Below are 24,622 nucleotides of genomic sequence, written 5' to 3' on the forward strand. Positions count from 1 at the left end.
CCGCGGCTTATTCATTACGTATCGGATGCTTCCACGCTGTCCAGGCCGCGTGGTCCGACATTGTCGCACACGTATGTTTCGCTAAAGTGTCATTTTCGCGAGTAATACTCAGGCAGCATCAGCGTGACTTCCAGCCCGCCCTCGGGATGGTTGAGCAAGGTGATGCTGCCGCCGTGCTGTTCGGCGATATTGCGCGCAATCGTCAGTCCCAGGCCGGTACCGCCGGACTCGCGCGAGCGCGAGGTCTCCACCCGGTAGAACGGTTCGAACACGCGCGCCAGCTCGTTATCCGGGATGCCAGGGCCGGCGTCGCGGATGCGGATGCGGGCCGCGCCGCCCATACGGTCGACCGTCACGTGCGCTTCGCGTCCGTATTTGACGGCGTTGTCGATCAGGTTCCCAAGGCAGCGCCGCAGGTCCATCGGCCGGCCCAGCACCGCCATGCCGGCATGCCCGCTCAAGGTCGCGTTCTGGCCGGCGTCGATGGCGTCGGAGCACACCGAATCGAGCAGCGAATCGAGGTCGAGCATCTGCATGGTTTCGGTGGTGTCCATGCTGCGCGCCAGGTCCAGGCCCTCGCGCACCATCGCCTGCATTGCCGACAGGTCGCCGATCAGGCGCTGCTGCAGCTCGGGGTCGGATACCTTCTCCAGGCGCAGGCGGATGCGAGTGAGCGGTGTCTGCAGGTCGTGCGTGATCGCGGCCAGCATCTGCGTGCGCTGCAGGATGTACGTGCGGATGCGCGCCTGCATCGCGTTGAACGCGGCGCTGGCCTGGCGGATCTCGCTGACCCCGGTCAGCTCGAGCGGCGCGTGGTTGATGTCGTTGCCCAGGTCCTTGGCGGCCTGCGCCAGCTGCTTGAGCGGCCGGGTGGTCATGCGTGCAACCAGGTAGGCGAGGAAGGCAATACTGACCAGGAACAGCGCGATCACGGCCTGGTAGTTGCCCTGCGGCGGAGCCAGGTTGGCGCGCGGCGGCAGCAACGACAGGCGCACCTCCTCGCCATCGCGCAGGCGCACGTTCAGGCTCTCGCACGAACCACGCCAGCGCAGGCTCATGAGGCCGAACAGCACCGGCTGGTGGGCCGGGCCTTCGCACGCGGCCGGACGCTGGCTCGACGATTCGATCGTATAGGCCTTGCCCAGGCGCGCGGCCAGGGCAGCGGCGAACTCGCTCTGCGACCCCTTCGGCAGCGCTGCGCCCAGCTCGATCTTCAGGCCCGGGCGGCTGGCCACGGCCAGGTAGGCCTGGCGCGCGGAGACCGGCACGATCTCGGTGGCCATGATGATCTGTTCGGCGCGCTCGAGCATGTGCTGGTCGCGCGAATCCTCCATGGCGCGCTGGCGCTCCGCATCGGCCAGCACCTGGGTCAGCGCGGCCGTGATCAGGATCCCCAGCAGCAGGGTGACGAACACGCGGCCCGTCATCGAGCCGAGGAAAGCTTTCACGCGGCAGGCTCCACCGTTACCTGGCCGGCCAGCACATAGCCACCGTTGCGGACAGTTTTGATAATTTGCGGCATGCGCGCGTCCTCGCCCAGCTTCTGGCGCAGGCGGCTGATCTGGATGTCGATCGAGCGGTCGAACGGGTCGGCGTCCCGCCCCTGGGTGAGATTGAGCAACTGGTCGCGGTTGAGCACGCGGTTGGGGTGCTCGAGGAACACGCGCAGCAGGCGGAATTCGGCGCCCGACAGCATGATCACCACGCCGTCCGGATTGACCAGGTGGCGTGCGGTCAGGTCCAGCGTCCAGCCCGTGAAGCGCATCCGTTGCACGTTCTCCGAGGGGGCGTTGGAGGGCATCGCATGCGAACGGCGCAGCACGCTGCGCACGCGCGCCAGCAGCTCGCGCGGCTCGAACGGCTTGGGCAGGTAGTCGTCGGCCCCCATCTCCAGCCCCAGGATGCGGTCGAGCGGTTCGCCCCGGGCGGTAAGCATGATCACCGGCAGGGTCGAGTGCGCGCGCAGCTTGCGGCACAGGGTCAGGCCGTCGTCGCCGGGCAGGTTCAGGTCAAGCACGATCAGGTCGGGGCGTGCCTCGTCGAGCGCCTTCCACATGGCGCTGCCGTCGGCCGCCGCCAGGGTGCGGTAGCCGTTCGATTCAAGATAGTCGGCAAGCAGCGAGCGGATGTCGCGGTCGTCGTCGACGATCAGAATAGTAGAAGGAGTGTCCATACCTTAATTATCCTTACTTACAGACGCGCTGAACAACCAGTTTGTATCGGCATGTATAACGGCTGGTGGACGATACAAATTGATACAAAGTCTACGGCACGGGACACGCGTCCGATACACTGGCGCGACATGATGAACATGTGCACAGCAGTCGGATGCACGCCCACCACAACCCGGGCGCCCGGCGACGGGCCCCGTATTTGACACGGAAAAGGACGACAAATGAATACCTTACGCAAGCAGATTCTGATCGGCCTGGCAGCCCTGTCGATGGGCACGACCGCGGTCGGCGCAATGGCGCAGACCCAGCCGCAGCCGCAAGAAGGACGCCACGGCCACGCCATGACGATGGAGCAGCGCCAGGCCAAGATGGCCGAGATGTGGCAAAAGCACGTGACCAAGCTGCATGACTCGCTCAAGCTCACCAGCGCCCAGGAGCCGGCCTGGAACACCTTCGTGAACGCGATCAAGCCGCAGCCGATGGCCAAGCCAGATCGCGCCGCCTGGGCCGCCCTGACGGCTCCGCAGCGGATGGAGAAGATGATCGCGATGTCCAAGGAGCGCACCACGCGCATGGAATCGCATCTGGCGGCGCTGAACACCTTCTACAATCAGCTCACGCCCGAGCAGAAGAAAACCTTCGACCAGCAGACGCTGCGCAGCACCTGGGAAGGTGAACACGGCGGCTACGGCGAACACGGCATGAAGAAGGGCTGAGCAGGCCGGTAACGCATGCGCCAGGGGACACCGCGTCCCTTGGCGCGCCTTTGTGCCGGGCCCCTGCCCGGTCAATGGCGTCCGAGCGGCACCCGCAGCTTGTCTGGTTCAAAATATCCCCGCAAGCGCGCGATCTTGCCGTCGGGGTCGAATTCCAGCAGCGTGGCGCCGTCGTAGACGATCGGCTGGCCGTCCGGCCCGGTACCGTCCGAGTGCCAGAACAGCCCGGCAGTGTGATCGCCGCAGGTGATTTCGCCGAACTCGGAATGCACGGTGCCAAAGGTGCCGCGATAGGCGCGCCAGAAAGCCTTGATCTCGTCCCGTCCCACGCGTTCGCGCCCCAGCTGTTCGAGGAAGGGGTTGGTCAGCGAGGCGTCCTCCGCAAACATCTCCGCGATGCCATCGATCGCCGCTGGCTCGCCCTGCTCAAGCCGCTGCAGTTGGCCGATGAAGTGTTGGGCAGTATTCCTGACCTGCTCCTGGCTCATGCTTTCCTCCGGCGGTGGCGGTGCTCTGTCTGATCCTGTGCGCCGCTGGAAGTTCGAGCCGGTTTTGCAGGGTGGGCGGGTTTCCCGCCCACCCTACGCGGCCAAGCTAACGATGACAGCGCCTTTTGAAACGGCCGCTACGGCAGCCGCGCGAGCGAGCGCATGAACTTGGTAGCGTCCTGGTAGCCGATCACGCGGCTGTCCGGGATTTCGCGCCCGTCCCGGTCGAACATGATGATGCCCGGTGGCCCAAACAAACCGAAGCGCTTGAGCATGGCCTGGTCGTGCGCGTCGTTGGCGGTCACGTCCACCTGCAACAGTAGCGTGCCCGCCAACTTTTCCTTGACCGCCGGGTCGACGAAGGTCAGCTTTTCCATTTCCTTGCATGAGACGCACCAGTCAGCGTAAAAGTCCAGCAGCGCGGTCTTGCCGCCGCTGGCTGCGAGCGCCGCGTCGAGCTGGTCGACAGTCTTGATGCGGGTGAAGGCCAGCGCCTGCTGCTGCCCGCCACGCAGGTGCGCCAGCGGCGCCAGCGCGTCGCGGCCACCGCTGGCCACGCCGGCCAGCTGCATTGCGCCCAGCACGGCGCAAGCGGCTCCCAGGGCCATCCCAGCCCATTGTCCCCGTGCGCACAGCAGGTAGAAGCCGTAGCCAAGCAGGAGCGCGGCCCACAGCAACATCTGCGCCACCGCCGGCAGCACCGGCGACACCATCCACACCGCCATCGCCAGCATCAGCACGCCGAAGAAGCGCTTGACCGCGTCCATCCAGGCGCCGGCGCGCGGCAGCAGCGACCCGGCCGACACGCCGACCAGCAGCAGCGGAATGCTCATTCCGATCGCCATCGAGAACAGCGCCACGCCGCCGATCAGCACGTCGCGCGTCTGGCTGATGTAGACCAGCGCACCTGCCAGTGGAGCCGCCACGCAGGGCCCGACGATCAGCGCCGAGATCGCGCCCATCGCGAACACGCCGGCAAGCTTGCCCGAAGCCTGACGGCCCGAGGCGCTGGCCAGGCGCGACTGCAGCGCGGCCGGCACCTGCAGCTGGTACACGCCGAACATCGACAGCGACATCGCCACAATCAAAAGCGCGAACGCGCCCAGCACCCACGGGTTCTGCAATGTGGCCGCCAAACCCTGGCCGAGCAGGCCCGCGGCCACACCCAAAGCCGTGTAGACGATCGCCATGCCGAGCGAGTAGGTGAGCGACAGGACGAAGCCGCGTGCGCGCTTGACCTTCCCTTCGCCCACAATGATCGAAGACAGGATCGGAACCATCGGCAGCACGCAGGGCGTGAACGCCAGGCCCAGGCCAAGCAGCACGAAGGCCGGCACGATCGCCAGCAGGCGCCCGCCATGCAGCAGCGAGGCGATGCCCGACAGCTCAGAATCAGCCTGGGCTGGCGCGGCGGCCGGCGGCGCTGATGGGGCGGATTCGGTGGCGGGGCCGGCGGCCGGCGGCATGTCCACGGCAGGCGCCTCGCCCAACGCGCCGGACTGGAACGGCAGAGGTTTGCCGCCGACCGGAACACTCATCTGCGGAGTCGGGCCAACCGAACCGTTATCGGCGACCAGCCGGGCCTGCGCCTGCTGCGGCGGATAGCACAGCCCCTTGTCGGCGCAGCCCTGACCGGTGGCGGTCAGCATGAACGGACCAGCGCCCTCGACGGGAATGCGGATCGTGACGTTGCCGTGATAGGTTTCGACCTCTTTCTGGAAGGTCTCGTCGAACTTGACCTTGCCCGACGGGATCTGCGGTTCGCCCAATTTGGCGCCATCGGCGCTGAACTTGAAGCGTTCGCGGTACATGTAGTAGCCATCGGCGATGTCGTAGCTGACCACGATGGTCTTCAAGCCGTCCATGTGGGCCGAGAACTTGAAGGCCTGCTCGGGGGCGAGGAAATCGTCATCCGCGCGCGCAGCCAGCGGCGCGCACAGGCATGCCAATGCGACAAACAACAGCGCCAGGCGGCGCAACAGTGAAATGGACAGGAGATTGGTCATATTTCCAGTGATCTTGAATCCGCACCGGAATGGTACCACCCGTACCGGATCGATGTGTGACCGTGCCGCAAGGTTCGTTCCACCGGCCTCGCCCGAGGCGTAGGGTGCGCACCTGTGCGCACGCGGTCACCGCATGCTGACTTGCGGCTGCTGCTCCACTACGCTGCCTTCGCGAACCGCGTGCGCACTGGTCCTCGGCGGCCCCGCGCCCCCTACGAACTCCGATCCGTGTGCGCCAAAGAGCGCATCCGCCACCCTGGTCTGCGCAGCCGAAAAAAAACCAGGCACAAGGCCTGGTTTTTTAGCGAACGCCGGGGTGAATTACTCAGCGGTCGGTGCTTCGTCAGCTGCGGTCGGTTCCGGACGGTCGACCAGCTCGACGTAGGCCATCGGTGCATTGTCGCCAACGCGGAAGCCCATCTTCAGGATACGGATGTAGCCGCCATTGCGGTTAGCGTAGCGCGGGCCCAGTTCGGCGAACAGCTTGAGGACCATTTCGCGGTCGCGCAGGCGCGAGAATGCCAGGCGCTTGTTGGCCAGCGTGTCGGTCTTGCCCAGGGTCAGGATCGGCTCGATGACGCGACGCAGTTCCTTGGCTTTCGGCAGCGTGGTCTTGATGGCTTCATGACGCAGCAGCGAGACGGTCATGTTGCGCAGCATGGCCAGGCGGTGGGACGAAGTACGGTTCAGCTTGCGAAGGCCGTGACGGTGACGCATGGTAGTTCCTTTCGAGTTTTTACATTCCAGTTCTTCGATCGACTCATGCAAGCTGCTGCATGATCGCGGACCGGTTCAATGGTTTAAATTCCCTGCGCCGGATTGCGCGGGGCAGTACTGCAGTTGCACTTCCTGGTGTTACATCCAAAAAGGATCTGGCTCTGCCAGTCCTTTTTGGCTAATTCCAACCGAAAGTAGGGTTGTACTTTCGGTTGATTACTTTTCGAGCCCAGCCGGCGGCCAGTTCTCCAGCTTCATGCCGAGGGTCAGGCCGCGCGAAGCGAGCACTTCCTTGATCTCGTTGAGCGACTTGCGGCCCAGGTTCGGGGTCTTGAGCAGCTCGTTTTCCGAACGCTGGATCAGGTCGCCGATGTAGTAGATGTTCTCGGCCTTCAGGCAGTTCGCCGAACGGACGGTCAGCTCGAGGTCGTCCACCGGACGCAGCAGGATCGGATCGACCAGCGGTGCGCGCGACGGTGCCTCGGCGGCTGCCTCGGTGCCTTCCAGCGCGGCGAACACGTTCAGCTGGTCAACCAGCACGCGGGCCGACTGGCGGATCGCTTCTTCCGGCGTGATCACGCCGTTGGTCTCGATGTTGATGATCAGCTTGTCCAGGTCGGTACGCTGCTCGACACGGGCCGATTCCACTGCGTAGGACACGCGACGCACCGGCGAGAACGAGGCATCGAGGATGATGCGGCCGATGGTCTTGTTGGTGTCTTCCGACAGGCGGCGCACGTTGCCCGGCACATAGCCGCGGCCCTTCTCGACCTTGATCTGCATGTCCAGCTTGCCACCAGCGGTCAGGTGGGCGATGGTGTGATCCGGGTTGATCAGTTCCACGTCATGCGGCAGGTCGATGTCCGATGCCAGCACCGGGCCTTCGCCTTCCTTCTTCAGGGTCAGCGTGACGGAATCGCGATTGTGCACCTTGAACACGACGCCTTTCAGGTTCAGCAGCAGGTCGACCACGTCTTCCTGCACGCCGTCCAGCGACGAGTACTCGTGCACCACGCCGGCGATCGTCACTTCGGTCGGCGCGTAGCCCACCATCGACGACAGCAGCACGCGACGCAGCGCGTTGCCCAGCGTATGGCCATAACCACGTTCGAACGGCTCCATCACGACTTTTGCGTGACCGGCGCCGAGCGCTTCGACATCGATAATACGTGGCTTCAACAAACTATTTTGCATGAAATGTCCTTTTCAATACCCTCGGCTCGTTACACCGATAAGGCTGATGGCATTAATGTGATAAAGCCTGCCACGGGGGCAGGCACACTTCCAACGTCGTTCCCGGCATTGCCGGAAACGACTTCCCGCGGAGGCGGGAACCTATGCTGAGGCGATTTAGCCAGCTCAGCATGGATCCCCGCCTGCGCGGGGACGACTTCGTCGCGGGTTGACCGCGACGAAGTCGATTAACGCGAGTACAGTTCGACGATCAGTGCTTCGTTGACGTCGGCGGCGATCTCGTTACGCTCCGGGAACGACTTGAGCGTGCCTTCCATCTTCTTGGCATCGACCGACACCCAGGTCGGGAAGCCAACCTGCTCGGCCAGCGACAGCGCTTCCTGGATACGCACTTGCTTCTTGGCCTTTTCGCGCACGGCGATCACGTCGCCGGTCTTGACCGCGTACGAAGCGATGTTCACCACGTTGCCGTTGACCGTGAAGGCCTTGTGGCTGACCAGCTGGCGCGCTTCGGCGCGGGTCGAGCCAAAGCCCATGCGGTAGGCGACGTTGTCCAGGCGTGCTTCCAGCAGCTTGAGCAGGGTCTCGCCGGTGTTGCCCTTGCGGCGCGATGCTTCAGCGAAGTAGCGGCGGAACTGGCGCTCGAGCACGCCGTACATGCGCTTGACCTTCTGCTTTTCGCGCAGCTGGTTGCCGTAGTCCGAAGTACGGGCGCCCGACTTGACACCGTGCTGACCCGGCTTGACGTCCACCTTGCACTTGGAGTCGAGCGAGCGGCGTGCGCTCTTGAGGAACAGGTCGGTGCCTTCACGGCGCGCCAGTTTGCATTTTGGTCCGATATAACGTGCCACGTTTGTTACCTTTATAGAAAATCACGCCCCAGGGGCATCGCCACGCGATGCGACAGGCGCTAGTCCGGCTCTGACGATGAGGCCGGACGTGGCTTAAACAAAAAACCCGCCGTGAATGGGGACGGCAGGCGACAATAGCCGGGCAGTATAACCCATTTTCCAGGGCACTGCACCGGCGATTTCTTGCAGCAACCGATCTGTCGCAAACGGGCCAGGCCCGTCTGCCATCAGATGCGGCGGCGCTTCGGCGGACGGCAGCCGTTGTGCGGAATCGGGGTCACGTCCTGGATTTCGGTGATCTTGATACCCAGGTTGTTCAGCGCGCGCACAGCCGACTCGCGGCCCGGGCCCGGGCCCTTGATACGCACTTCCAGATTCTTCACGCCCGATTCCTGCGCGACCTTGCCTGCCGCTTCAGCAGCAACCTGCGCTGCGAACGGGGTCGACTTGCGCGAGCCTTTGAAACCGGCGCCGCCCGAGGTCGCCCACGACAGGGCGTTGCCCTGGCGGTCGGTGATCGTGATGATCGTGTTGTTGAACGATGCGTGGATGTGGGCGATGCCCTCGGCAACGTTCTTCTTGACTTTCTTGCGTACGCGGGCTGCTGCCGCGCTGCTCTGTTGCTTAGCCATGGTCGGTTCCTAGATTATTTCTTGAGAGCTTGTGCTGCCTTGCGCGGGCCCTTGCGGGTACGTGCGTTGGTGCGGGTGCGCTGGCCGCGGACCGGCAGGCCCTTGCGGTGACGCATGCCACGGTAGCAGCCCAGGTCCATCAGACGCTTGATGTTCATGGACAGCTCACGGCGCAGGTCGCCTTCCACGACAAACTTCGCAACTTCGTCGCGCAGCTTCTCGAGTTCGTTGTCGTCCAGTTCCTTGACCTTCTTGTTGGTCGCCACACCGGTCGCGGCGCAGATCTTCTCCGAGCGCGGACGACCGATACCGTAGATTGCCGTCAGGCCGATCACGGTGTGCTGGTGATTTGGGATGTTAACCCCTGCAATACGTGCCATTCGTTATTCCTTGAAATTAACCTTGACGCTGCTTGTGACGCGGCTCGACGCAGATGACGCGGACCACACCCTTGCGCTTGATGATCTTGCAGTTGCGGCAGATCCGCTTGACTGAAGCGTTAACTTTCATGTTTGCACTCTCTTCCTTGGATACTTAAATTTTTACTTGGTCCGGAACACGATGCGGGCGCGCGACAGGTCGTACGGCGTCAACTCCACCGTCACTTTGTCGCCCGGCAAAATACGGATGTAATTCATCCGCATTTTACCCGAGATATGCCCGAGAACCACGTGCCCGTTTTCCAGCTTTACGCGAAATGTTGCGTTCGGGAGATTCTCGAGAATCTCGCCTTGCATTTGGATGACGTCGTCTTTTGCCATTCGGTCTTGCTCTCCTAGGACGGCAACGCTTAGCGCGTCGGAATCCCGCCCTTGAAATTGGCCTTGCGCAGCAGCGATTCATATTGCTGCGACATCACATAGTTCTGCACTTGCGCCATGAAATCCATCGTCACCACCACGATAATCAGCAGCGACGTGCCGCCGAAGTAGAAAGGAACCTTCCACTTCGCGACCAGGAATTCCGGCAGCAGGCACACCAGGGTGATGTAGACCGCACCGGCCAGGGTCAGGCGCATCAGGATCTTGTCGATGTAGCGCGCGGTCTGCTCACCCGGGCGAATGCCCGGCACAAACGCGCCGCTCTTCTTCAAGTTGTCCGCCGTTTCCTTGCTGTTAAATACCAGCGCCGTATAGAAGAAGCAGAAAAACACGATCGCCACCGCGTACAACAATGCGTGGATCGGCTCGCCAGGTGCCATCGACGCTGCCAGGTCCTTCAGGAACCCGATCACCGGGTTCGAAGTATCCTTGCCGCGCGTGAACCAGTCGACGATCGTGGCCGGGAACATGATGATCGACGACGCAAAGATCGGCGGAATCACGCCTGCCATGTTCAGCTTCAGGGGCAAGTGGCTGCTCTGGCCACCGTACACCTTGTTGCCGACCTGGCGTTTCGCATAATTGACCAGAATCTTGCGCTGTCCGCGTTCCACCTTCACCACGCCCCACGTCACTGCGGCCACCAGGACCACGATGACGATGGCCGAGAAGCTGCCAATCGATCCTTTGGACACGAGGGTAAACAAGCCGCCAAGCGCGCCCGGCAGGCCTGCCGCGATACCGGCAAAAATGATGATCGAAATACCGTTGCCCAGGCCGCGTTCCGTGATCTGCTCACCCAGCCACATCAGGAACATGGTGCCGGTCAGAAGCGACACGACAGTCACGAAGCGGAACGCCATGCCCGGGTCGAGCACGAGGCCCGGCTGGGCCTCCAGCGCGACCGCGATGCCGAACGCCTGGAACAGCGCCAGTGCCACCGTGCCGTAGCGGGTGTACTGGGTGATCTTGCGGCGTCCTGCCTCGCCCTCCTTCTTCAGTGCCTCCATCTGCGGGACGACGATCGACACCAGCTGCATGATGATCGAAGCCGAAATGTAAGGCATGATGCCGAGGGCGAACACGGTAAAGCGCGACAAGGCGCCACCCGAGAACATGTTGAACATGCCCAGGAGGCCGCCTTCGTTCTGCTGGAACAGCCGAGCCAGGGCGACCGGATCAATCCCGGGGACCGGGATGTGAGCACCGATACGGTATACGACCAATGCGCCAAGCAAAAACCACAGCCGACCCCAGGGGAAGCCGGCGGCGGCGCTTTTACCAAGTTGTGAATTAGTCGCCAATTTTTGCTCCGATCAGGCAGTCGGTCACTTACGCGACCGAACCGCCAGCAGCTTCGATCGCCGCTTTCGCGCCGGCGGTCGTTTTCAGGCCCTTGAGGTTCACCGCACGGGTGAGCTCGCCGGACAGGATCACGCGGACGTCGCGGGCGACGACCGGCAGGATGCCTGCTTGCTTGAGCACCAGGATATCGATGTCGGCAACGGCCAGGCCGTTCAGTTCCGACAGGCGCACCTCGGCGCGGAACGGCGCGTTCATCGACTTGAAGCCACGCTTGGGCAGACGGCGCTGCAGCGGCATCTGGCCGCCTTCGAAGCCGACCTTGTGGAAGCCGCCCGAACGCGACTTCTGACCCTTGTGGCCGCGACCTGCGGTCTTGCCCAGGCCCGAGCCGATACCGCGGCCGACGCGACGCTTAGCGTGCTTGGCGCCAACGGCTGGTTGAATGGTATTGAGTTCCATTAGTTTCTCCGTTCGTAAGCCGAGGCTTACTCGACTACTTTAACGAGGTACGCGACTTTGTTGATCATGCCGCGGATCGCCGGGGTGTCCTGCAGCTCGGAAACCGAGTTGATACGGCGCAGGCCCAGGCCGCGCACGGTGGCGCGGTGGTCCTGGCGGGTACCGATCAGGCCCTTGACCAGCTTGACTTTGATGGTGTTTGCCATGGTGTTCCCCTTAACCCAGGATCTCTTCGACCGACTTGCCGCGCTTGGCGGCGATCTCGGCCGGAGTGCTCATTTTCGACAGGCCGTCCAGGGTCGCGCGCACCAGGTTGTACGGGTTGGAGGAACCCGTCGACTTGGCGACCACGTCGGTCACGCCCATCACTTCAAAGATGGCGCGCATTGCGCCGCCTGCGATCACGCCGGTACCCGGCTTGGCCGGCGACATCAGCACGCGCGACGCGCCGTGGCGGCCGGTGACGGTGTGCTGCAGGGTGCCGTTCTTGAGCGGGACCTTGATCAGGTTGCGGCGGGCTTCTTCCATTGCCTTTTGCACGCCGACCGGAACTTCCTTCGACTTGCCCTTGCCCATGCCGATGCGGCCATCGCCATCACCGACAACGGTCAGTGCCGCGAAGCCCATGATGCGACCGCCCTTGACCACTTTGGTCACGCGGTTGATCGCGATCATCTTTTCGCGCATGCCATCATCCGGCTTGTCGCTTTGCATTTTCGCTTGCATTTTTGCCATGACGATTCTTCCTTAGAACTTCAGACCGGCTTCGCGCGCGGCTTCTGCCAGCGCCTTCACACGGCCGTGGTAACGGAAACCGGAGCGGTCGAACGCTACTTCGGTGATCCCTGCTTTGAGCGCCTTTTCGGCGACGCGCTTGCCAACCAGGGCAGCGGCAGCGGCGTTGCCGCCCTTGCCCGTCTGACCGGCCAGCTCGGCGCGCACTTCCGCTTCCAGCGTCGAAGCCGACACCAGCACCTTGGCTTCCGGGCTGATCAGGTTCGCATAGATGTGCAGATTGGTGCGGTGCACCTGCAGGCGGTTCACGCCCAGCTGCGCAATCTTGATGCGGGTTTGGCGTCCGCGACGCAGACGCGATTCTTTCTTGTCCATCGTCAGCTCCGATTATTTCTTCTTGGTTTCTTTCAGCTTGACCACTTCGTCCGCATAGCGAACGCCCTTGCCCTTGTAAGGCTCAGGAGCGCGGTAAGCACGCACTTCGGCGGCGACCTGGCCGACTTTCTGGCGGTCGATACCCTTGATCACGATCTCGGTCGGGGTCGGGGTCGCGGCGCTCACGCCTTCCGGCATCGCGTGGATGACCGGGTGCGAGAAGCCCAGCGACAGGTTCAGCGCGTTGCCCTGCACGGCGGCGCGGTAACCCACGCCCACCAGGGTCAGCTTGCGCTCGAACCCCTTGGTCACGCCGGTGACCATGTTCGAGACCAGTGCACGCAGGGTACCCGACATCGCGTTCGATTCGCGCGAATCGTCGATGACGTCAAAGGTCAGCGTGCCGTTGTTGTGTTCTACCTTGACCAGGCCGTTGAGCGACTGGGTCAGGGTGCCCAGCGGGCCCTTGACCGTGATCGCGCCAGCGCTGATGGTCACGTCGGTGCCGCTCGGAACGGCGATCGGCATCTTAGCTACTCGAGACATCGTCTACTCCTTAAGCCACGTAGCAAATCACTTCGCCACCGACACCGGTTGCGCGTGCTTTGCGGTCGGTCATCACACCCTGCGGGGTCGAGACGATTGCCACGCCCAGGCCATTCATGACCTGAGGGATTTCGTTCTTGCCCTTGTAGATGCGCAGGCCAGGACGGGACACGCGCTCGAGGCGCTCGATAACCGGACGGCCAACGTAATACTTCAAACCGATTTTCAGTTCAGCCTTGCCACCTTCGGTGGTCACGGCGAAATCTTCAATGTAACCCTCGTCCTTCAGGACGGAGGCAATCGCAACCTTCACTTTCGACGACGGCATCGACACGGTGGTCTTCTGCACGCCCTGGGCGTTGCGAATGCGGGTCAGCATATCGGCGATAGGATCGCTCATACTCATGCTTTGTTCTCCTATTACCAGCTAGCTTTGGTCATGCCCGGGATTTCGCCACGCATGGCGAATTCGCGGAGTTTGATGCGGCCCAGACCGAATTTACGGAAGGTGCCACGCGGACGGCCCGTGATCACGCAGCGGTTGCGCTGACGGGTCGGGTTCGAGTTACGCGGCAGCGCCTGCAGCTTCAGGCGCGCTTCGTAGCGCTCTTCGTCCGACTTGGACTGGTCGTCGATGATGGCTTTCAGAGCGGCACGCTTTGCGGCGAATTTCTCCACCAGGTCTGCACGCTTCTGTTCGCGGTTGATCAGTGAAAGTTTTGCCATGCTTAGTTCCTGAACGGGAATTTGAAGGCGGCGAGCAGCGCTTTGGCTTCGTCGTCGGTCTTAGCGGTGGTGGTGATCGAAATGTTCAGACCACGCAGCGCGTCGATCTTGTCGTAATCGATTTCCGGGAAAATGATCTGCTCTTTGACGCCGATGTTGTAGTTGCCACGGCCGTCGAACGAGCGGCCATTGACGCCGCGGAAGTCACGCACGCGCGGCAGGGCCACGGTGATGAAACGGTCCAGGAATTCGTACATGCGGGCGCCGCGCAGGGTCACCATCGTGCCGATCGGGTAGCCTTCACGGATCTTGAAGCCTGCGATTGCCTTGCGCGCCTTGGTCACCACCGGCTTCTGGCCAGCGATCTTGGTCAGGTCGCCGGTCGCGTGCTCGATGACCTTCTTGTCGGCCACCGCTTCGCCCAGACCCATGTTCAGGGTGATCTTGGTCAGGCGCGGCACTTCCATCACGGACTTGTAGCCGAACTTTTCGGTCAGCTCGCCGACGATCTTATCTTTATACAGTTGTTGGAGACGGGCCATTATCTATTACCCCTTCACTACTTCGCCGTTCGACTTGAAGACGCGGACCTTCTTGCCGTCCACAATCTTGAAGCCCACACGGTCAGCCTTGCCGGCCGCTGCGTTGAACAGCGCGACATTGGACTGGTGGATCGGCATGGTTTTGTCGACGATGCCACCGGTGACACCGGTCATCGGGTTCGGCTTGACAGCCTTCTTGGCGACATTGACGCCTTCGACGATGACGTGCTCGGCATCGACGCGAGCCAGCACGACACCGCGCTTGCCCTTGTCCTTGCCTGCCAGGACGATGACTTCGTCGTTTTTACGGATCTTATCCATTCGATTCCCCTTACAGAACTTCAGGTGCCAGGGACACGATCTTCATGAACTTCTCGGTACGCAGTTCACGCGTCACCGGCCCGAAGATGCGGGTACCGATCGGCTCCAGCTTGGAGTTCAGCAGGACAGCGGCGTTGCCATCGAACTTCACCAGGGAGCCGTCTTGGCGGCGCACACCCTTGGCGGTACGCACAACCACAGCGTTGTAGATTTCACCTTTTTTGACACGGCCACGCGGCTGGGCCACCTTCACGGTGACCTTGATCACGTCGCCAATGCTCGCATAACGGCGCTTGGAGCCGCCCAACACCTTGATGCACAGAACTTCCTTCGCACCGGTGTTGTCGGCCACTTCGAGCCGGCTTTCAGTTTGAATCATGATATTTTCTTTCCCAACTTAAGCCGAAGAAACCCCACGGAGACCGTGGGCCTGCGGTCAGTCTTGGTCCCGCCGTCCGCCCACGGGCGTCCGTTTGGGTGATTGGACTTTCCAATATAACTTCGTTGCAGGCCGCAGCGATCGCGGGGATGAACTGCGGCGACATATGAACGAAGCCCGCTAGTATTGCACATACCAGCGGGCGTCGCAAGACAAATTTTTTAACGCTTACAGGACCTGTGCGACTTGCACCACACGGGTCACGGTCCACGCTTTCGTCTTCGAGATCGGGCGACCTTCCTGGATCTCGACCGTGTCGCCGGTCTTGGCCTGGTTGGTCTCGTCGTGCGCGTGATACTTGTTCGAGCGCACGATGATCTTGCCGTACAGCGGGTGCTTGACGTGACGTTCGATCAGTACGGTCACCGTCTTGTCCATCTTGTCGGACACGACCTTGCCGACCAGCGTACGCTTGAGCGCCGTTTTAGTGGTGTCGTTCATTTGGCTTCCTTCTGGTTCATCACAGTCTTCACACGCGCGATGTCGCGGCGTACCTTCTTGAGCTGCGCGGTGTTCGACAGTTGCTGGGTCGCGATCTGCATGCGCAGGCCGAACTGGGCCTTGAGCAGCTCGGTCAGCTCCTTGGTCAGCGCGTCCTGGTCTTTGCCGCGGAGTTCACTAGCTTTCATATTCAACTCCTGTTATTGGCCGACCTGGCGCACCACGAAGGTGGTTGCCAGCGGCAGTTTGGCAGCGGCCAGGCGGAATGCTTCGCGCGCCAGTTCTTCTGCGACGCCGTCCATCTCGTACAGGACCTTGCCTGGCTGGATTTCAGCGACGTAGTACTCCGGGTTGCCCTTACCGTTACCCATACGGACTTCGGCCGGCTTGTTCGAAATCGGCTTGTCCGGGAAGATACGGATCCAGATACGGCCGCCACGCTTGATGTGACGGGTCATGGCACGACGCGCCGCCTCGATCTGGCGTGCGGTGATCCGGCCGCGGGCAACTGCCTTCAGGCCGAACTCACCGAACGACACCGAGGTGCCGCGGGTGTGCGAAATGCCGGTGTTGCGGCCTTTCTGCTCTTTACGATACTTTCTGCGGGATGGCTGCAGCATCTTTATTCTCCTGCTTTGTCAGCTGCAGCCGGCTTGGCAGCGCGGCGGCCTGCTGGAGCGGTTGCCGGTTTGGCGCCCGGGCGGCCACGGCCAGCCGGTTTGCCGTCTTCGCGACGCGGACCGCGCGGCTTCTTCTCGTCGGCCGGGGTCTCGATCACCGGAGCTTCGCCCGTTGCCGAACGGTCGCCCTTGTAGACCCAGACCTTGACACCGATGATGCCGTAGGTGGTCGACGCTTCGCTGGTGCCGTAGTCGATGTCGGCGCGCAGGGTGTGCAGGGGCACACGGCCTTCGCGGTACCATTCGGTACGTGCGATCTCGATGCCGTTCAGGCGGCCCGACGACATGATCTTGATGCCCTGGGCACCCAGGCGCATCGCGTTCTGCATCGCGCGCTTCATGGCGCGGCGGAACATGATCCGCTTTTCCAGCTGCTGCGAGATCGAATCGGCGATCAGTTGCGCATCGATTTCCGGCTTGCGGATTTCCTCGATGTTCACGTGCACCGGCACGCCCATGATCTTGGTCAGCGACGACTTCAGGACTTCAATGTCCTCGCCCTTCTTGCCGATGACCACGCCCGGACGCGAGCTGTACACGGTGAAGCGCGCGTTCTTGGCCGGACGCTCGATGACGATGCGGCCAACCGAAGCGTTCTTCAGCTTCTTCTTCAGGAAGGTACGTGCTTCCAGGTCTTCCTTGAGCATCTCGGCGAAGTTGCCGTTGCCGGCGTACCAGCGCGAAGCCCAGTTACGGGTCACTGCCAGGCGAAAGCCAGTCGGGTGAATCTTCTGTCCCATCGTATGACTCCTTAATGGCCGACAGTCACGTAGATGTGACAGGATTGTTTCGAAATGCGATCGCCGCGGCCCTTGGCACGTGCCGTGAAGCGCTTGAGGATCGGTCCCTTTTCGACGTAGATCTGGGTAACTTTCAGCTCGTCGATGTCGGCGCCATCATTGTGCTCGGCGTTCGCGATCGCGGACTCCAGCACCTTCTTGATGATGGTCGCACCCTTCTTCGGGCTGAACTGCAGAATGTTGAGTGCAGCATCAACTTTCTTGCCACGGATCAGGTCTGCAACCAGGCGGCCCTTCTGTTCCGACAGGCGCACGCCTTTGAGGATAGCTTTAGTTTCCATTATTTCTTCGCCTTCTTGTCAGCGGCGTGGCCCTTGAACGTGCGGGTCAGCGCGAACTCGCCGAGCTTGTGACCAACCATGTTCTCGGAAACGTACACCGGTACGTGCAGCTTGCCGTTGTGAACAGCGATCGTCAGGCCGATAAAGTCCGGCATGATCGTCGAACGACGCGACCAGGTCTTGATCGGCTTTTTGTCCTTCGATGCCTGAGCGGTCTCGACCTTTTTCATCAGGTGGGCGTCGCAGAACGGCCCTTTTTTCAGTGAACGAGTCATCTAGTGTTCCCCTTATTTCTTACGACGCGAGACGATCATCGAAGAAGTGCGCTTGTTCGAACGCGTCTTCTTGCCCTTCGTCTGCTGGCCCCAAGGCGACACAGGATGACGACCGGCAGCCGTACGACCTTCACCACCACCGTGCGGGTGGTCGATCGGGTTCATCACCACACCGCGAACGGTCGGGCGGACGCCGCGCCAGCGCATTGCACCAGCCTTACCAATCTTGCGCAGGTTGTGCTCGCCGTTGCCGACTTCGCCAACCGTGGCGCGGCACTCGATGTGCACGCGGCGCACTTCACCCGAGCGCAGGCGGACCTGGGCGTAGGTGCCTTCACGTGCCATCAGCACGACGCCGGCGCCGGCGGTACGCGCCATCTGCGCGCCTTTGCCAGGCAGCATTTCGACGCAGTGCATCGTGGTGCCGACCGGGATGTTACGGATCGGCAGGCAGTTACCGGCCTTGATCGGCGCTTCCGAGCCGTTCTGGACCACGTCGCCCACCGCCATGCCTTTGGACGCGATGATGTACTTGCGCTCGCCGTCGGCGTAGCACACCAGGGCGATGTGCGCGCTGCGGTTCGGGTCGTACTCGATACGCTCGACCTTGGCAGTGATGCCGTCCTTGTTGCGCTTGAAGTCAACCAGGCGGTAGTGCTGCTTGTGGCCACCGCCGATGTGGCGGGTGGTGATGTGGCCGTTGTTGTTACGGCCAGCAGTCTTCGATTTCTTCTCAACCAGCGCTGCGAACGGACGGCCCTTGTACAGGTCGGCGTTCACAACCTTGACCATGCCGCGGCGGCCTGGGGAGGTTGGCTTCATCTTTACGAGTGCCATTATTTAGCCTCCTCGACAAAATTGATTTCCTGGCCCGGCTTCAGGCACACGAAAGCACGCTTGGTGTGGTTGCGACGGCCGATGAAACGGCCCGAGCGCTTCTGCTTGCCTTCGCGGTTGACGGTCTGCACCGACTCCACTTCGACTTTGAACAGCAGTTCCACAGCAGCCTTGATTTCCGGCTTGGTGGCGTCCGGCAGGACCTTGAACACGATCTGCTCGTTCTTTTCCGCGACGAAGGTAGCCTTCTCGGAAATGACCGGAGCCAGCAGCACCTTCATCAGGCGCTCTTCGCTGAATTTGATAGCGGCGCTCATGCGAACATCTCCTCGATCTTGGCCAGCGCTGCTTTCGTGACCAGGACTTTCTTGTAGAACACCAGCGACATCGGGTCGGCGTGCTTCGGCTCCACAACCAGCACGTTCGGCAGGTTGCGCGAGGCCAGTTGCAGGTTCTCGTCGATCGTGTCGGTGATAACCAGGACCGAGTCCAGACCCATGCCCTGCAGCTTTTGCGACAGCAGCTTGGTCTTCGGCGCTTCGACCGACAGGTTCTCGATCACGTTCAGGCGGTCCTCACGGGCCAGCTGGGACAGGATCGAGCAGATGCCTGCGCGGTACATCTTGCGGTTGACCTTGTGCGAGAAGTTCTCGTCCGGGGTGTTCGGGAAAATCCGGCCACCTCCGCGCCACAGCGGCGACGAGGACATACCAGCACGAGCGCGGCCGGTGCCCTTCTGGCGCCACGGCTTCTTGGTCGTGTGGGAGACTTCCTCACGGTCTTTCTGCTTGCGGTTGCCGCTGCGCGCATTGGCGGCGTAGGCGACCACAACCTGGTGGATCAGGGCCTCGTTGTAATCGCGGCCGAACACGGTGTCGGCAGCAGCGACGGCGGCGCCAGCTTGACCTTGCTCATTCAGAAGCTTCAGTTCCATCGTTTAAGCTCCCTTCTGTGCTTTGGTTTTGACGGCTGGCTTGACGACCACGTGGCCGTTCTTCGCGCCAGGAACCGCGCCCTTGACCAGCAGCAGCTGGCGATCGGCATCGATACGAGCGATTTCCAGGTTCTGGGTGGTCACGGTGACGTCACCCATGTGACCGGTCATGCGCTTGCCCGGGAACACGCGGCCCGGATCCTGCGCCATACCGATCGAGCCCGGCACGTTGTGCGAACGCGAGTTACCGTGGGTCTGGCGACCCGAGGCGAAGTTGTAACGCTTGATGGTACCGGCGTAGCCCTTACCGATCGAGGTGCCTTGCACGTCGATTTTCTGGCCGACTTCGAACATCGAGACGTTGATGGTGTCGCCGGCTTTGAGTTCGGCGGCTTTGGCGGCTTCGATGCGGAATTCCTTCAGCACCGTACCGGCTTGTACGCCAGCCTTGGCGTAGTGACCCGCAGCGGCCTTGTTCACGCGCGATGCGCGACGTTGACCGAATGCGACCTGAACAGCGGTGTAACCATCCGTTTCAGGAGTTTTGACTTGCGCAACACGGTTGTCCGATACGTCCAGCACGGTAACAGGGATCGAATCCCCGTCGTCCGTGAAGATGCGCATCATGCCAACCTTGCGACCGAGAAGGCCCAGGCTCATTTTTTCTCCATTCCCACCTACGATTGGGCGGGGCTAGTTCAACTACTAAAAACGTGCATATTCAAAAAAGACGAATACACACCGAAGCCGACTAGTATAGCGCGAAATAAGTCTTGACGCAACAGGGTAGCGCGAGGTATGTCGCACTGTTGCACCGCGATGCAGGAAGAATGGAGAAAGAAGAAATCTGACCTTTGCTGGTCAGCACAGAAAAGGCGCGCAGGGCACCCTTTTCTCTACAGGATCGCGCGGATCCTGCGCATTTGGAATTCTGGTGGGCGGTGCAGGATTCGAACCTGCGACCCCTTGGATGTCGACCAAGTATTCTAACCAGCTGAACTAACCGCCCGGGGACCGGCATTATACGGGCAGCGGCTGGAAAAGCGCAAGGCCCGTTCGCTAACCGGCCCATAGGCGCCGGATCGAGCCCAATCGTGCCATGGGTTGTCACGCTGAGGCTGCATGTTAGACTTTCCTTGCAACATAAGGACGACGTGCCGATCCTGCAGCGCCGCTGCGCGCCGCCTTCGCAGGACAGCCAAGGGAAGCAACACATGAATCTGGTCTTTTACAACAACACAACGGCCGAATGGCTGATCGCGGTCGGGATCGCGGTGGGCGTCACGCTGGGCCTGTACGCGCTCAAGACCGTGCTGGTACGGCGGCTGGCGATCATCGCCGCGCGCACCGAAACCAAGCTTGACGACATCCTGGTGGCCGCGCTGGACGCCACCCACTTTTACGTGCTGGCGGTGTTGGGCATATTTTTCGGCGCCCGCTACCTCACGCTGGCGCCGCGCGTGGACCTGTTCCTGACGCGCGCGGCGATCACAGTCGGCCTGATCCAGGGCGCGGTCTGGATCGACAATGCGCTGCGCGGCTGGCTGGTCGAATACCGCGCCGCGCGCGGCGACGAACCGGGGCGCGCCACTTCGGCCGCCGCGATCGGCTTTGTCTCGCGCATCGTGCTGTGGTCCGTCCTCGCGCTGATGTTGCTGGACAACCTGGGCTTTAACATCACGACGCTGGTCGCCTCGCTCGGGATCGGCGGTATCGCGGTGGCGCTGGCGGTGCAGAACATCCTGGGCGACCTGTTTGCGTCGCTGTCGATCGTGCTCGACAAGCCGTTCGTGATCGGCGACTTCATCAACGTCAACGGCGTGCTCGGAACCGTCGAACACGTGGGGCTGAAGACCACGCGCGTGCGCAGCCTGAACGGCGAGCAGATCATCTTCTCGAATGCCGACCTGCTCAAGAGCCGCATCCACAACATGAAGCGCATGGAAACGCGGCGGGCGGTGCTGGGTATCGCGGTTCCTTTCGGCACCTCGGAGCAGCAGCTGCGCGAGATCCCGGGACTGATCGCAGACATCATCAAGTCGCAGCCACAGGTGCGCCTCGATCGCTCCCACTTTACGGGAGTGGGGCCGGCGTCGCTGAACTTCGAGGCCGTGTACACGGTGAACTCGCCGGACTATGTGGTGCACATGGACATCCAGCAGGAAATCCACTTCCAATTGATCAAGAGCTTTGCCGAGCGCGGGGTCCAGTTCGCGCTGCCGACGCAAGCACTGCATCTGGTTGACGTCAACGGCGAACGCGCGCTGCGCGCCGGCGCGGCAACCCCGCAGGCCGAGAGCGCAGACCAGGCCCCATAACCATTCAGAGCAAACCCAGGGCGGCCACGTCGCCCTCCTATTGCGGGAACGACGAGTGAGGGTTATTGGTGTTTTCATTGTGATAACATCATCTTCAGCCCTACCCAGCCCAACTCCTGTTTATCGACCATGCGCAAAAATTCGATCTGGATTGCCCTACTCGCCGCCCTCCTCCACTTGGGTCCAGTCTCAGGCAAGGTTATTGGAAACGATGCCTGCCAGGCGCTGGTTGACAAAGGACACGCGCTGCTCGCGCAAGGAAAATTCCGCGAGGCGTGGGACACTTTCCAGCTCGCCCGCAAGGAAGACCCGGAAGCGTCCATGCCTGTCGCGGCGATGGCCAACCTGCTTTACGAGCTTGCGCGGGGAACGCCAGCAGATAAGGCGCCGGAACTGCAACGCCAGGCCGAAGCGGCCGCGCGAGAAGCGCTGAAGCTCGACGAGCGCGACCCGCTGGCCCAGGAAACCTTGCGCGCCCTGATGGATGACCTGCCTGCGCCATTGCACGTGCCGACCGCTGAAGCGTCCGCGGCATTCAATGAAGGCGAGGCACTGTTTCACCAGAAGCGCTATCCCGAAGCGATAGCTAAATACGAACTTGCCGCCAAACTCGATCCTTTATATTCGACTGCGTGGGTGATGGCCGGGGACGGTTACTACGCGCAGCGACAGTGGCATGAGGCCGAGCTGCGGTTCCGCAAAGCCACCGAGATCGAAGCGCGCAACAGCCAGGCGTGGCGCTTCCTGTCTGACGCCTTGCTGATGCAGGGAGAGCGCCGCCGTGCGGAAGCGGCCCTGTACAACGGCATTGCTGCGCATCCGAGCCAGGTGCCCAACTGGGACAAACTCGAGATGCTGCTGCGTGCCGAAGGCATGGACCTCAAACGGCTGGAATTGGGGCACAGAGCGAATGTGAAACGCGATCCAGCAACCGGGCACGTGAACATCACACTTAACTACGGGGACGAGAAGGAAACAACCGATCACTTGGTCTGGCTCGCGCTTGCATTAGCCGAAAGCGCGGAGCAGAAAGATGCCGACGATAAGCCCCTCTCCCCGTTCCGCCGGCAATTGGTGGCCTGGCAGCTGGCGATGGAGACAGCGGCCAAGGCGAGGGCAAATGGCAAGGGCGATCTGACCGATCCTGGCCTGCTTGCAATGGAAAAGTTGGTGAAGGCTGGCCAGCTCGAACCAGCGGTACTGCTGTTGATGTACCGCGAAGCGTACCGCACCGAATTCGAAGACTGGAAACGCGCCCACCCGGACGGAATCAAGGCCTTCATCGCGGCATACGGATTGCGTCCCTGAAGCGGAGAGCGCAGACCAGGCGCCATAGCGCAAGCGGAGTTGCGCATGTTGAACATATGGCTGAAACTGGGCTCATCCGCAGATCAGGATTCGGCCATACGTCGTAGGGTGCGCACCTGTGCGCACGCGGTCCGTTCGCAGGCTCGCGGCTGCACCACCGCGACGTAACGCTTGTAAACCCAGACGCGCAAACTCTATTCAACCGTACCGCGTGCGCACGGGTGCGCACCCTACGGGACAGCAGGCGCCAACATTCGTGGTGGCGGCCGCGCATCATAACCATAAAGGGAGAACACGATGTCCAATACGCAGTTCCCGATCGAAGGCGCCTGCGACTGCCGCCACGTACGCTATCGGCTCACGAGCGCCCCACTGTTCGTGCACTGCTGCCATTGCCGCTGGTGCCAGCGCGAATCCGGCGCCTCGTTTGCCTTGAACGCGATGATCGAAGCCGACCATGTGGAACTGTTGGCCGGCGAGCCGCGGCTGGTGGATACGCCATCGGCCAGCGGCAACGGTCAAATGATCGCGCGCTGCCCGCACTGCCTGGTTGCGCTGTGGAGCCACTATTCCAGCAACGGCCCCCTGGTGAGCTTCGTGCGCGTCGGAACGCTGGACCAGCCGGACCTGCTGCCGCCCGATATCCACATCTTCACCACCTCCCGGCAGCCCTGGGTGGTGCTGCCGGCGGATACCCCGGCAGTGCCGGAATACTACGACCGCGAGCTGTACTGGCCGACCGAGAGCCTGAGGCGACGGATTGCGCTGTTGCCGCGGATCGAAGCGTACCAAGCCGCGCGGCGCTGAAGCGTAGGGTGGGCGGGTTTCCCGCCCACGCGTTCAACTAAACTGCAAACTGTTCAGATATGGCCGGCCATCGCTGAACGCGTGGGCGTTCGGCAGGCCACTGGCCAGCCTCACCCTGCCCACCCTACGCCCAACGCAACCCGGCCAACGGTGACAGGGACGAAAAAAAGCCAGCGTCATGCTGGCTTTTTCAGTGGCGGGCTCTCCCGCCAGTATCAAATTTGCAGGATTACTGCAGCTTGATTTCGACGTCGACGCCAGCCGGCAGGTCCAGCTTCATCAGTGCGTCAACGGTCTTGTCGGTCGGGTCCACGATGTCCATCAGACGCTGGTGCGTACGGATTTCGAACTGGTCGCGCGAGGTTTTGTTCACGTGCGGGGAACGCAGCACGTCGAAACGCTGGATGCGGGTCGGCAGCGGAACCGGGCCCTTGACCACTGCGCCGGTGCGCTTGGCGGTATCGACGATTTCCAGTGCGGACTGGTCGATCAGCTTGTAGTCGAACGCTTTCAGGCGAATGCGGATTTTCTGGTTGGGAGTGGACATGCTATTTCCTTAATAAAGAACGAACCGGCTGGGCGCCGGCAATAAGTGTCTGGTCCTACTGTACAGCAAAGCGAGCAAGTATATCACCAATTCAGAGGGGATCGATAAAAGTTCCGCCTCCTGTGGCCTTGCTTAAACGCCAGGGGCGGAACTGCAAGCTCCGCCCCTCTTGTTGCGCCGGACAGGGCTCACGCCCCGTCCGTTGATCGCGGCTGATTAGTCAGCCAGGATCTTGGCAACCACGCCGGCGCCAACGGTACGGCCGCCTTCGCGGATTGCGAAACGCAGACCTTCTTCCATTGCGATCGGAGCGATCAGCTTGACGACGATCGACACGTTGTCGCCCG

General features: G+C 62.0%; 38 protein-coding genes and 1 tRNA gene. 4 read left to right on the forward strand and 35 right to left on the reverse strand.

All coding sequences use genetic code 11. The features are described from left to right. Nucleotides 1-89: 89 nt before the first annotated feature. Nucleotides 90-1,448: an ATP-binding protein gene (locus E4O92_RS22730; protein WP_135191926.1), complete on the reverse strand. Its 1,359-nt coding sequence runs from the start codon at nucleotides 1,446-1,448 to the stop codon at nucleotides 90-92. Continuing rightward, nucleotides 1,445-2,173: a response regulator gene (locus E4O92_RS22735; protein WP_135191927.1), complete on the reverse strand. Its 729-nt coding sequence runs from the start codon at nucleotides 2,171-2,173 to the stop codon at nucleotides 1,445-1,447. The genes E4O92_RS22730 and E4O92_RS22735 overlap by 4 nt, the downstream gene beginning before the upstream one ends. A gap of 222 nt (nucleotides 2,174-2,395) precedes the next feature. On the opposite strand from E4O92_RS22735, the gene E4O92_RS22740 reads away from it, so the two are divergent. Continuing rightward, nucleotides 2,396-2,890: a Spy/CpxP family protein refolding chaperone gene (locus E4O92_RS22740; RefSeq protein ID WP_135191928.1), complete on the forward strand. Its 495-nt coding sequence runs from the start codon at nucleotides 2,396-2,398 to the stop codon at nucleotides 2,888-2,890. Nucleotides 2,891-2,961: 71 nt separating this feature from the next. Here the strand turns inward: E4O92_RS22740 and E4O92_RS22745 are convergent, their stop codons facing one another. The 31 genes from E4O92_RS22745 to E4O92_RS22895 all read right to left on the reverse strand — a co-directional run bounded on the left by E4O92_RS22745 (nucleotide 2,962) and on the right by E4O92_RS22895 (nucleotide 20,304). Beyond that, nucleotides 2,962-3,378, reverse strand: coding sequence for a nuclear transport factor 2 family protein (locus E4O92_RS22745; protein ID WP_135191929.1), 417 nt, complete (start codon nucleotides 3,376-3,378; stop codon nucleotides 2,962-2,964). Between the two features lie 137 nt (nucleotides 3,379-3,515). Further along, nucleotides 3,516-5,384, reverse strand: a complete 1,869-nt coding sequence (dsbD, locus tag E4O92_RS22750; protein WP_135191930.1) for a protein-disulfide reductase DsbD — start codon at nucleotides 5,382-5,384, stop codon at nucleotides 3,516-3,518. A gap of 321 nt (nucleotides 5,385-5,705) precedes the next feature. Next, nucleotides 5,706-6,101, reverse strand: a complete 396-nt coding sequence (gene rplQ / locus E4O92_RS22755; RefSeq protein WP_135191931.1) for a 50S ribosomal protein L17 — start codon at nucleotides 6,099-6,101, stop codon at nucleotides 5,706-5,708. Between the two features lie 216 nt (nucleotides 6,102-6,317). After that, the gene (locus E4O92_RS22760) at nucleotides 6,318-7,295 is read right to left on the reverse strand and encodes a DNA-directed RNA polymerase subunit alpha (protein WP_135191932.1); all 978 of its coding nucleotides are present in this window, start codon (nucleotides 7,293-7,295) and stop codon (nucleotides 6,318-6,320) included. Between the two features lie 227 nt (nucleotides 7,296-7,522). Next, a complete protein-coding gene (rpsD, locus tag E4O92_RS22765) occupies nucleotides 7,523-8,146 on the reverse strand; it encodes a 30S ribosomal protein S4 (RefSeq protein ID WP_135191933.1) in 624 nt (207 codons plus the stop codon). A gap of 227 nt (nucleotides 8,147-8,373) precedes the next feature. After that, a complete protein-coding gene (rpsK, locus tag E4O92_RS22770; protein WP_135191934.1) occupies nucleotides 8,374-8,778 on the reverse strand; it encodes a 30S ribosomal protein S11 in 405 nt (134 codons plus the stop codon). A 14-nt stretch (nucleotides 8,779-8,792) separates the two neighbouring features. Then, the gene (gene rpsM / locus E4O92_RS22775) at nucleotides 8,793-9,158 is read right to left on the reverse strand and encodes a 30S ribosomal protein S13 (protein ID WP_135191935.1); all 366 of its coding nucleotides are present in this window, start codon (nucleotides 9,156-9,158) and stop codon (nucleotides 8,793-8,795) included. 16 nt (nucleotides 9,159-9,174) lie between these two features. Continuing rightward, nucleotides 9,175-9,288: a 50S ribosomal protein L36 gene (gene rpmJ, locus E4O92_RS22780; RefSeq protein WP_005663407.1), complete on the reverse strand. Its 114-nt coding sequence runs from the start codon at nucleotides 9,286-9,288 to the stop codon at nucleotides 9,175-9,177. Between the two features lie 32 nt (nucleotides 9,289-9,320). After that, complete coding sequence (gene infA, locus E4O92_RS22785; RefSeq protein WP_005663428.1) at nucleotides 9,321-9,539, reverse strand: translation initiation factor IF-1; 219 nt, start codon at nucleotides 9,537-9,539, stop codon at nucleotides 9,321-9,323. Between the two features lie 29 nt (nucleotides 9,540-9,568). Beyond that, nucleotides 9,569-10,903, reverse strand: coding sequence for a preprotein translocase subunit SecY (gene secY / locus E4O92_RS22790; RefSeq protein ID WP_135191936.1), 1,335 nt, complete (start codon nucleotides 10,901-10,903; stop codon nucleotides 9,569-9,571). Nucleotides 10,904-10,931: 28 nt separating this feature from the next. After that, entirely contained in the window at nucleotides 10,932-11,363 is a 432-nt protein-coding gene (rplO, locus tag E4O92_RS22795; protein ID WP_135191937.1) for a 50S ribosomal protein L15, read from the reverse strand. A 26-nt stretch (nucleotides 11,364-11,389) separates the two neighbouring features. Beyond that, nucleotides 11,390-11,569 (reverse strand): 50S ribosomal protein L30, encoded by a 180-nt coding sequence (gene rpmD / locus E4O92_RS22800; RefSeq protein ID WP_135191938.1) that lies wholly within the window; start codon nucleotides 11,567-11,569, stop codon nucleotides 11,390-11,392. A gap of 10 nt (nucleotides 11,570-11,579) precedes the next feature. Continuing rightward, on the reverse strand, nucleotides 11,580-12,098 hold the full coding sequence (gene rpsE, locus E4O92_RS22805) for a 30S ribosomal protein S5 (RefSeq protein WP_135191939.1): 519 nt from the start codon (nucleotides 12,096-12,098) through the stop codon (nucleotides 11,580-11,582). Nucleotides 12,099-12,110: 12 nt separating this feature from the next. Further along, nucleotides 12,111-12,473 (reverse strand): 50S ribosomal protein L18, encoded by a 363-nt coding sequence (rplR, locus tag E4O92_RS22810; RefSeq protein ID WP_135191940.1) that lies wholly within the window; start codon nucleotides 12,471-12,473, stop codon nucleotides 12,111-12,113. A 12-nt stretch (nucleotides 12,474-12,485) separates the two neighbouring features. Next, the gene (gene rplF, locus E4O92_RS22815; RefSeq protein WP_135191941.1) at nucleotides 12,486-13,019 is read right to left on the reverse strand and encodes a 50S ribosomal protein L6; all 534 of its coding nucleotides are present in this window, start codon (nucleotides 13,017-13,019) and stop codon (nucleotides 12,486-12,488) included. A 10-nt stretch (nucleotides 13,020-13,029) separates the two neighbouring features. Next, nucleotides 13,030-13,425: a 30S ribosomal protein S8 gene (gene rpsH, locus E4O92_RS22820; RefSeq protein WP_135191942.1), complete on the reverse strand. Its 396-nt coding sequence runs from the start codon at nucleotides 13,423-13,425 to the stop codon at nucleotides 13,030-13,032. 14 nt (nucleotides 13,426-13,439) lie between these two features. After that, nucleotides 13,440-13,745: a 30S ribosomal protein S14 gene (gene rpsN, locus E4O92_RS22825; protein WP_135191943.1), complete on the reverse strand. Its 306-nt coding sequence runs from the start codon at nucleotides 13,743-13,745 to the stop codon at nucleotides 13,440-13,442. Between the two features lie 2 nt (nucleotides 13,746-13,747). Continuing rightward, on the reverse strand, nucleotides 13,748-14,287 hold the full coding sequence (gene rplE, locus E4O92_RS22830; protein ID WP_135191944.1) for a 50S ribosomal protein L5: 540 nt from the start codon (nucleotides 14,285-14,287) through the stop codon (nucleotides 13,748-13,750). A gap of 6 nt (nucleotides 14,288-14,293) precedes the next feature. Then, nucleotides 14,294-14,608 (reverse strand): 50S ribosomal protein L24, encoded by a 315-nt coding sequence (gene rplX / locus E4O92_RS22835; protein ID WP_135191945.1) that lies wholly within the window; start codon nucleotides 14,606-14,608, stop codon nucleotides 14,294-14,296. 10 nt (nucleotides 14,609-14,618) lie between these two features. Continuing rightward, the gene (gene rplN, locus E4O92_RS22840) at nucleotides 14,619-14,987 is read right to left on the reverse strand and encodes a 50S ribosomal protein L14 (protein ID WP_135191946.1); all 369 of its coding nucleotides are present in this window, start codon (nucleotides 14,985-14,987) and stop codon (nucleotides 14,619-14,621) included. A gap of 228 nt (nucleotides 14,988-15,215) precedes the next feature. Continuing rightward, a complete protein-coding gene (rpsQ, locus tag E4O92_RS22845) occupies nucleotides 15,216-15,488 on the reverse strand; it encodes a 30S ribosomal protein S17 (protein WP_135191947.1) in 273 nt (90 codons plus the stop codon). After that, a complete protein-coding gene (rpmC, locus tag E4O92_RS22850) occupies nucleotides 15,485-15,676 on the reverse strand; it encodes a 50S ribosomal protein L29 (protein WP_135191948.1) in 192 nt (63 codons plus the stop codon). The genes rpsQ and rpmC overlap by 4 nt, the downstream gene beginning before the upstream one ends. A gap of 12 nt (nucleotides 15,677-15,688) precedes the next feature. Next, nucleotides 15,689-16,108: a 50S ribosomal protein L16 gene (gene rplP / locus E4O92_RS22855; RefSeq protein ID WP_036246288.1), complete on the reverse strand. Its 420-nt coding sequence runs from the start codon at nucleotides 16,106-16,108 to the stop codon at nucleotides 15,689-15,691. Nucleotides 16,109-16,110: 2 nt separating this feature from the next. Next, a complete protein-coding gene (rpsC, locus tag E4O92_RS22860; RefSeq protein ID WP_135191949.1) occupies nucleotides 16,111-16,908 on the reverse strand; it encodes a 30S ribosomal protein S3 in 798 nt (265 codons plus the stop codon). 11 nt (nucleotides 16,909-16,919) lie between these two features. Further along, complete coding sequence (gene rplV, locus E4O92_RS22865) at nucleotides 16,920-17,252, reverse strand: 50S ribosomal protein L22 (protein WP_206076929.1); 333 nt, start codon at nucleotides 17,250-17,252, stop codon at nucleotides 16,920-16,922. Beyond that, the gene (rpsS, locus tag E4O92_RS22870) at nucleotides 17,249-17,524 is read right to left on the reverse strand and encodes a 30S ribosomal protein S19 (protein WP_135191951.1); all 276 of its coding nucleotides are present in this window, start codon (nucleotides 17,522-17,524) and stop codon (nucleotides 17,249-17,251) included. Before rpsS ends, rplV begins: the two co-directional genes overlap by 4 nt. Before the next feature lie 12 nt (nucleotides 17,525-17,536). Further along, nucleotides 17,537-18,361, reverse strand: a complete 825-nt coding sequence (rplB, locus tag E4O92_RS22875; RefSeq protein WP_135191952.1) for a 50S ribosomal protein L2 — start codon at nucleotides 18,359-18,361, stop codon at nucleotides 17,537-17,539. Beyond that, the gene (gene rplW, locus E4O92_RS22880) at nucleotides 18,361-18,678 is read right to left on the reverse strand and encodes a 50S ribosomal protein L23 (RefSeq protein WP_047826124.1); all 318 of its coding nucleotides are present in this window, start codon (nucleotides 18,676-18,678) and stop codon (nucleotides 18,361-18,363) included. Before rplW ends, rplB begins: the two co-directional genes overlap by 1 nt. Beyond that, on the reverse strand, nucleotides 18,675-19,295 hold the full coding sequence (gene rplD / locus E4O92_RS22885; protein ID WP_135191953.1) for a 50S ribosomal protein L4: 621 nt from the start codon (nucleotides 19,293-19,295) through the stop codon (nucleotides 18,675-18,677). Before rplD ends, rplW begins: the two co-directional genes overlap by 4 nt. 3 nt (nucleotides 19,296-19,298) lie before the next feature. After that, on the reverse strand, nucleotides 19,299-19,955 hold the full coding sequence (gene rplC / locus E4O92_RS22890; protein ID WP_135191954.1) for a 50S ribosomal protein L3: 657 nt from the start codon (nucleotides 19,953-19,955) through the stop codon (nucleotides 19,299-19,301). A gap of 272 nt (nucleotides 19,956-20,227) precedes the next feature. Next, a tRNA-Val gene (locus E4O92_RS22895) sits at nucleotides 20,228-20,304 on the reverse strand. Between the two features lie 205 nt (nucleotides 20,305-20,509). On the opposite strand from E4O92_RS22895, the gene E4O92_RS22900 reads away from it, so the two are divergent. The 3 genes from E4O92_RS22900 (at nucleotide 20,510) to E4O92_RS22910 (ending at nucleotide 23,728) form a co-directional block, all read left to right on the forward strand. Further along, nucleotides 20,510-21,613, forward strand: a complete 1,104-nt coding sequence (locus E4O92_RS22900; RefSeq protein WP_135191955.1) for a mechanosensitive ion channel family protein — start codon at nucleotides 20,510-20,512, stop codon at nucleotides 21,611-21,613. Nucleotides 21,614-21,742: 129 nt separating this feature from the next. Beyond that, nucleotides 21,743-22,921 (forward strand): tetratricopeptide repeat protein, encoded by a 1,179-nt coding sequence (locus E4O92_RS22905; protein WP_135191956.1) that lies wholly within the window; start codon nucleotides 21,743-21,745, stop codon nucleotides 22,919-22,921. A gap of 297 nt (nucleotides 22,922-23,218) precedes the next feature. Further along, nucleotides 23,219-23,728: a GFA family protein gene (locus E4O92_RS22910; RefSeq protein ID WP_135191957.1), complete on the forward strand. Its 510-nt coding sequence runs from the start codon at nucleotides 23,219-23,221 to the stop codon at nucleotides 23,726-23,728. Between the two features lie 229 nt (nucleotides 23,729-23,957). On the opposite strand, the gene rpsJ is transcribed toward E4O92_RS22910, so the two are convergent. Next, on the reverse strand, nucleotides 23,958-24,275 hold the full coding sequence (gene rpsJ, locus E4O92_RS22915) for a 30S ribosomal protein S10 (protein WP_130186563.1): 318 nt from the start codon (nucleotides 24,273-24,275) through the stop codon (nucleotides 23,958-23,960). Between the two features lie 216 nt (nucleotides 24,276-24,491). Next, nucleotides 24,492-24,622, reverse strand: a 131-nt coding sequence (locus tag E4O92_RS22920) for an EF-Tu C-terminal domain-related protein (RefSeq protein ID WP_502572583.1), incomplete at its 5' end; no start/stop codon positions are given.

It is taken from the genome of Massilia horti, assembly GCF_004614195.1.
In the GTDB taxonomy this organism is placed as follows: Bacteria; Pseudomonadota; Gammaproteobacteria; order Burkholderiales; family Burkholderiaceae_D; genus Telluria; species Telluria horti.